This window comes from Isoptericola sp. NPDC055881 (assembly GCF_053615895.1).
Window position 1 is genome coordinate 1 of the sequence record NZ_JBSHCR010000118.1, and the last position, 6,880, is coordinate 6,880.

5 protein-coding genes are annotated in these 6,880 nt (G+C 71.9%); 3 read left to right on the top strand and 2 right to left on the bottom strand.

The window, feature by feature from the left end; all coding sequences use genetic code 11:
• Positions 1 to 62 precede the first annotated feature (62 nt).
• Together ACWGKI_RS20215 and ACWGKI_RS20220 are read right to left on the bottom strand one after the other, a co-directional pair.
• Positions 63 to 3,374 (bottom strand): efflux RND transporter permease subunit, encoded by a 3,312-nt coding sequence (locus tag ACWGKI_RS20215; protein ID WP_452189435.1) that lies wholly within the window; start codon positions 3,372 to 3,374, stop codon positions 63 to 65.
• Positions 3,375 to 3,607: 233 nt separating this feature from the next.
• Entirely contained in the window at positions 3,608 to 4,840 is a 1,233-nt protein-coding gene (locus ACWGKI_RS20220) for an MFS transporter (RefSeq protein ID WP_380245566.1), read from the bottom strand.
• Positions 4,841 to 4,969: 129 nt separating this feature from the next.
• On the opposite strand from ACWGKI_RS20220, the gene ACWGKI_RS20225 reads away from it, so the two are divergent.
• The 3 genes from ACWGKI_RS20225 (at position 4,970) to ACWGKI_RS20235 (ending at position 6,826) form a co-directional block, all read left to right on the top strand.
• The gene (locus ACWGKI_RS20225) at positions 4,970 to 5,497 is read left to right on the top strand and encodes a MarR family winged helix-turn-helix transcriptional regulator (RefSeq protein WP_452189437.1); all 528 of its coding nucleotides are present in this window, start codon (positions 4,970 to 4,972) and stop codon (positions 5,495 to 5,497) included.
• 112 nt (positions 5,498 to 5,609) lie between these two features.
• Positions 5,610 to 6,221, top strand: a complete 612-nt coding sequence (locus ACWGKI_RS20230) for a ClpP family protease (protein ID WP_380245564.1) — start codon at positions 5,610 to 5,612, stop codon at positions 6,219 to 6,221.
• Complete coding sequence (locus ACWGKI_RS20235; RefSeq protein ID WP_380245563.1) at positions 6,221 to 6,826, top strand: ClpP family protease; 606 nt, start codon at positions 6,221 to 6,223, stop codon at positions 6,824 to 6,826. Before ACWGKI_RS20230 ends, ACWGKI_RS20235 begins: the two co-directional genes overlap by 1 nt.
• The last annotated feature ends 54 nt before the right edge of the window (positions 6,827 to 6,880 follow it).

A 6,880-nucleotide genomic window follows, 5' to 3' on the forward strand; every position in this document is an offset into this window, starting at 1 on the left:
GGCGTGAATTCCCCCAGGAATTCACGCCGTTTCCGTACCCACGACGCTCCGGGCGGAGCCCGTCAGACGGTGGCCTCCTCGGCCTCCTGCTCCTTGCCCTCGGTGCGGGCCGCGGCCTTCTCGGCCCGGCGCAGGGCACGGGCGTCGCGCTTGGCGCGCCGCCGCTCCTTGCGCCGCTCGATGAGCGTGTAGATCACCGGCACCACGAAGAGCGTCAGCAGCGTGGAGGACACCAGACCGCCGATCACCACGAGCGCCAGCGGCTGGCTGATGAACGAGCCGCCGCCCGTGAGACCGACCGCCATCGGGGTCAGCGCGAAGATCGTGGCCAGCGCCGTCATGACGATCGGCCGCAGACGCTTGCGGGCGCCCTCGTGCACGGCGTCGTCGAGCGACCGGCCCCGCTCGCGGTACTGGTTGATGAGGTCGATGAGCACGATGGCGTTCGAGACCACGATGCCGATGAGCATGAGCACGCCGATCAGGGCGGGCACGCCCAGCGGCGTCCCCGTGGCCAGCAGGGCGAGCAGCGCACCGGTGGCCGCGAACGGCACGGACACCAGCAGGATGAGCGGCTGCACCAGCGAGCCGAAGGTCGCGACCATGACCAGGAAGACGATCGCGATCGCCGCGACGAGCGCGAGCCCGAGGTCGGCGAAGGCGTCCGACTGGTCGGCGGCGACGCCGCCCACCTCGACGGTCGCGCCCGCCGGCAGGTCGAGGCCGTCCGTGGCCGCGGTGATGTCGGCGCTCAGCGTGCCGACGTCCTGCGTCTCGGGCGTCACCGACACCGTCGCGGAGCGCTCGCCGTCGGTGCGCGAGATGGACGTGGGCACGTCCACCCGCTCCACCGTCGCGACGTCCGTCAGGGGCACCATGCCCGTGGCCGAGGGCAGCTGGAGGTCCTCGATCTCCGCCTGCGTGGCCGGGGCGTCGCCCGACTTCACGACGACGTCGGTGGGCCCGTCGCCGAGGTCGACCTCGCCCACGGTCTGCTCGGGGTCCATCGCCCCCGCGACGATGCCGGACACCTGGGTCTCGGTGAGACCGAGCGCGGCCGCCTTGTCCCGGTCCACGTCCACCTGCACGACCTGCTGCGCGGCGGCGAGGTTGTTGCTCACCTCGGCCACGCCGTCCAGGTCGGTGACGGCGTCGGTGACCTGCTGCGCCGCCGTCTGCAGGTCGTCCTCGTCGTGCGAGCGCACCACGAGGTCCACCGTGCTGGAGCCGAAGCCGGAGTCCCCGCCGGAGACGCTGACGCCCGTCGAGACGCCCACGGCCAGCGGCTCGACGGCGTCCCGGATCTCGTCCTGGGCGGCGACCGCGTCGGCGTCCGGGTCGAGGGTGATCGCGAACGTCGCCTTCGGCGTCGAGCCGCCGCCCATGAACGCGGCCTGAGCCGCGTCCCCGGTGCCGACGGTCGTCTGCACGCTCTGCACCGCGTCGACGCCCTCGAGCGCGTCCTCGACCTGGGTGGCCGCGGCGTCCTGCGCGTCGAGCGACGCGCCGGACTCGAACGTCTGCGTCACGGTGACGGTGTCCTGGCCGGAGTCACCGATGAAGTTGGTCTCCAGGCGCGGCACCATCGCGAGCGTGCCGCCGAGCACGGCGACCGCGATCACGAGCGTGACCCACGGGTGGCGCAGCGCGGCGCCGAGGCTCGGGACGTACGCGCGCTGCCACAGGCCGCGACGCTCCTTGGCCTCGGCGGCCTCGCGGACGCGCTCGGCCTCCTCGGGCGAGGCGGGCACCGCCGGCGTCTTGACGAACCAGTACGCCAGGACGGGGACGATCGTGAGGGCCACGACCAGCGAGGAGAGCATCGCGATGGTGACGGTCATGGCGAACGGGCGGAACAGCTCGCCCACCATGCCGCTCACGAACGCGATCGGCGCGAACACGGCGACGGTGCAGATGGTCGACGCCGCGATCGCGCCGCCCACCTCGCGCACGGCCGTGAGGATGGCGGCCTTCTTCTCCTCGCCGTACGACAGGTGTCTCTTGATGTTCTCGATGACGACGATCGCGTCGTCGACGACACGGCCGATCGAGATGGTCAGCGCGCCCAGCGTGAGGATGTTGAGCGTGTAGCCGGTGAGGTTCATGACCAGGAACGTGGCCGCGAGCGACAGCGGGATCGACACCGCCGACACGAGCGTGGACCGCACGGACATGAGGAAGACGAGGATCACCAGGACGGCGAACGCGAGGCCCAGCCCGCCCTCGGTGGCGAGACCGTGGATCGACTCCTCGATGAACGGCGCCTGGTCGAAGACGACGGCGGTGGTGACGCCTGCGTCGTCCAGCGCGGGCTCCAGGTCGTCGAGCGCGTCCTGGATCGCGTGGGAGACCTCGACCGTGTTGCCGTCGGGGGTCTTGGTGATGGCGATGCCCAGCGACGGCTCGCCGTCGAGGCGGGAGAGGGAGGTCGGCTCGACCGGGGCCACCTTGACGGTGGCGACGTCCGAGAGCACGACGGGTTCGGGGACCTGCGGGGCCTGGGTGGCGGTGGGGTCGGCCGTCGTGCCGGCGGGCGGTGCGCCCGTCCCGTCGCCGGTCTCGCCCGTGGTGCCGCCGGTCGCGTCACCCGCGCTCGCCGCGCCCGCGGCGGCCGCCGCGTCGGGGGTCACGACCAGCGGCAGCGCCTTGAGCTCCTTGACGCTGTCGATGCTGGAGCCCGACTGCACGGAGTAGGTGACGTCCTCGTCCGTGATGGTGCCCGCGGGCAGCACGACGCCGTTGTCCTTCAGCACCGAGGCGACGTCGTCGGTGGTGAGACCCGCCTTGGCGAGCTTCTTGGTGTCGACGTCCACGAGCACCTGGTTGGTCTCGCCGCCGGTGACGGCCACGGACCGCACGTCGTCGACGTCCTCCAGGGCCGGCACGACGACGGTGTCCACGGTGTCCGCCAGCGCGGCCGGGTCCACAGAACCGTCGGCGCCTGCGGCCGCGAGCTGGATGACCGGCAGGTCGTCGAGCGACCCCGTGATCACCTGCGGCTCGACGTCCTGGGGCAGCTGCGACTGCGTGCGCGTGACCGCGGTCTGCAGGCGCTGCGCGGCGGCGTCCATGTCCGTGCCGTAGGTGAACTGGACGGTCGTCACGGAGCTGCCCGTGGACGCCGTCGAGCCGACCGACTCGATCCCCTCGACGGACTTCGCGGCGGCCTCGAGCGGCTCGGTGACGCGCTCCTCGACCACCTCCGGCGACGCGCCCGGGTACACGGCGACGACGGCTCCCGCAGGGAGCTCGAGGGACGGGATGAGCTCCTGCTTGAGGGAGCCCAGGCTCAGTACCCCGAAGACGAGGATCGCGACGGTCGCGAGTGCGACGACGGCGCGGTTCGCCAAGGACAGGCGGGCAAGTCGGAACACGCTCACTCCAGACGGACGGTCGGTAGGACAGGCACGACTCCGCTGTCGTGACGCACGGGCTGAACGGACGATACGCGCCCGCGGTTCCCGCGGACATCCTCCGAAAGGCTGACACCGGCGGAGGCGTGTGCCGGCACGACGCACGACGGGCGCCGGGCGTGGTCCGCCCGGCGCCCGTCGCGGCGCGCTCGCGGGACGGCGTCGCCGCCGTCACCGCCGTCGACGCGCTGCGGTCACAGCTCCGACATGGCCTCCTCGGGCGTGCCCTCGACGGCGGCGGCGGCCTTGTTCCAGCGTGCCCACAGCACGCGCTCGCCCAGCTGACCGGCCATCTTGTGGGCGGTGAGCAGGAAGACGACCACGCCGACGGCGAGCACGCCGACGCCGACCCAGTACGGCGCGGAGGCGCCCACCGGGTGCAGCAGGCCGGCGATCACCGGGGCCGGGGCGGCGAAGCCCCAGCGCACGAGGTTGAACGCGCCGGTCGTGACGCGGCGGTCGGGGTCGCCGAGCGCCAGCGACAGGTCGGTGAGGATCGCGTTGGCGATGCCCATGAAGACGCCGGCGACGACGAGGACGACGATCGAGGCCGCCGTCGGGAGCCCGAGCGCGAGCAGGAGCGTCATGACGAGGACGCCGGCCACGGCCACGCCCAGGGTCTGCACGGCGCCGATCGTGTGGGCCAGCTTGTGCCCGACGACGAGGATGCCGAACGCGAGCCCGAGGCCCCACGCGGTGAACACGAGACCCAGCGGGATGACGTCGAGCCCCAGGAAGATCGGCGTGTAGCCGAGGATGATGAAGAACACGAAGTTGTACGTCGCGGTCACGACGGCGAGCGCGAGGAACGCGGGCTTGCGGAACAGGGAGAAGACCTGGCCCACGTGCAGCGGTGCCGGCTTCTCTGCCGGGTCCTTCAGCTTCGTGATCGACATCGCGAGGGCGATGATCATGAACAGCCCGCAGGCGAAGAACGGCACGCGCCAGCTGATGCTGCCCAGCAGCCCGCCGATCAGGGGGCCGACCGCGAACCCGAGGCCGACGCAGGTCTCGAAGATCCCGACGACCCACTCGCGGTCGTTGGCGAGCGAGACGAGCAGCACCATCGCGGTGGCGAAGAACATCGCGTTGCCGAGGCCCCACAGGCCGCGCAGCGCCGCGAGCTGGCCGATGGAGGTGCTCAGCGCGGCGAGGATGGCGGCGATCGCGACGAGGGTGACCCCCGCGCCGAGGATCTTCTTGTACCCGAACTTCCCGGTCGCCAGCACGGCGGGGATCATGCCGATCGCCATGACGGCGATGTAGGCGGTGAACAGCAGCTCGATCTGCCACGTCGTCGCACCGATGGCCTCCCCGATGACCGGGAGGATCGGGTCGACGACCGCGATGCCGGCGATGGCGAAGAACGCGGTCAGCGCGGTCGCGTAGATCGCGGTCTTGTTCGGTTCGTTGCGTGTGCCTGCCACGGACTCCTCACTCCTGCCCCACGGGTGCCGCGGGCTTCGTCTCCTGGTGCGGCGCCGTCACGGTCGCCGGACGCGCCTCCGGGCGCGAGATGCCTGCATCATGCAGGTAATTACCTGTAGAATACACCTATGATCGCTTCCCCGGGTAACAGTTCGGCGCCCGAACGCCCTGACCTGCGCGTCGACCCCGAAGGCTCGACCCCCGCGGACCTCGCGCGCATCGAGCTCGGCCTCGCCCAGCTGCTGCGCCGGGCCGAGCGCACCAGCGCCGCCACCACGGCACGCCTGGGGCACCAGGACCTCGACCGCTCCGGGTACCTCCTGCTGCACGCCCTGCGCGACGGCGGCCCGCAGCACGTGAGCGTCCTCGCCGACCGCCTCGGCCTCGACGCCTCCACCGTCACGCGCCAGGTGGTCGCCCTCGACCGTGCCGGCCACGTCGAGCGCAGCCGCGACCCGCAGGACCGGCGCGCCGTCGTGGTCACCGCGACGCCGAGCGGCCGCCGCGCGCTCGCGACGCAGCGCCGGCACCGGGGCGCCCTGTACGCCACCGTCCTGGAGGGCTGGACCGCCGACGACCGGGCCCACCTCGCGGACCTCGTCGAGCGCCTCAACGCCGACCTCGACGCCTTCAAGCGGGCGGGCGTCACCGACTGAGACCTGCGACTGAGACCTGCGACTGAGACCTGCGACTGAGATCTGCCCTGGGCAGATGCGCTCCCGGCAGAGAGCCCTCCCGCTGCGCCGTCGGCCGGGGGACGGTGAGGCCATGAGCACACCGACACCGACCAGTCCTCCCGCCTTCGACGACCAGCTGACCTCCCGCCTGCTGCACCAGCGCATCGTGGTGATCGGCACCGAGATCGACGACGCCGTCGCGAACCGCGTCTGCGCCCAGCTCCTGCTCCTGTCGGCCGAGGACGCGCGGTCTGACGTCGCCCTCTACGTCAACTCCCCCGGCGGCTCCGTCAGCGCCGGTCTCGCGATCTACGACACCATGCGGCTGCTCCCCAACGACGTGGCCACCGTCTGCTTCGGCTTCGCCGCGAGCATGGGGCAGTTCCTCCTGACCACCGGCACGAAGGGCAAGCGGTACGCCCTGCCGCACGCCCGCGTGATGATGCACCAGCCCTCCGCCGGCATCGGCGGCACCGCCGTCGACATCGCGATCCAGGCGGAGAACCTCGAGCACACCAAGCGGGTGATGCACGAGCTCATCGCCCAGCACACCGGGCGCACCGTCGAGCAGATCGCCGCCGACAGCGACCGCGACCGCTGGTTCACCTCCGCCGAGGCCGTGGAGTACGGGATCGTCGACCGCATCGTGGAGAACGTGGACGACGTGCGACCCACGGCCGCCGGCCGGAAGGCGGGGCTGTGATGAGCTCCTACACGATCCCGAACGTCGTCGAGCGGACACCGCTGGGCGAGCGCTACTCCGACGTGTTCAGCCGGCTGCTGCGCGACCGGATCGTCTTCCTCGGCACGGAGGTCGACGACGGCGTGGCGAACGTCGTCATGGCGCAGCTGCTGCACCTCGAGTCCGAGGCCCCCGACCAGGAGATCGGGCTGTACATCAACTCCCCCGGCGGCTCGGCCACCGCCATGACCGCCATCTACGACACGATGCAGTACGTGCGCTGCGACGTCGCCACGACGTGCATGGGCCAGGCGGCGTCGGCGGCCGCCGTGCTGCTGGCGGCCGGGACGCCCGGCAAGCGGACCGTGCTGGAGCACTCGCGCGTGCTGCTGCACCAGCCGTCCAGCCAGGGGCAGGGCACCGTGTCCGACCTCGCCATCCAGGCGCGCGAGGTGCTGCGGCTGCGGGCGGAGACGGAGGAGCTGCTCGCCCGGCACACCGGGCAGACCCCCGAGCGGCTGCGGGCGGACACCGACCGTGACCTCATCCTGTCGGCGCACGACGCCGTCGCGTACGGGGTGGCCGACGCCGTCGTCACCTCCCGGAAGCTGTCCGCCGCCGCCTGACCGCCATCGTGCGTGCTGACTTGATCCTCAAACGGTCCGTTTGAGGATCAAGTC

Excerpts from the sequence above, each read along its gene's own strand:
- ACWGKI_RS20225 (WP_452189437.1), top strand. The coding sequence starts at position 4,970 with ATGATCGCTTCCCCGGGTAACAGTTCGGCGCCCGAACGCCCTGACCTG.
- ACWGKI_RS20230 (WP_380245564.1), top strand. The coding sequence starts at position 5,610 with ATGAGCACACCGACACCGACCAGTCCTCCCGCCTTCGACGACCAGCTG.
- ACWGKI_RS20235 (WP_380245563.1), top strand. The coding sequence starts at position 6,221 with ATGAGCTCCTACACGATCCCGAACGTCGTCGAGCGGACACCGCTGGGC.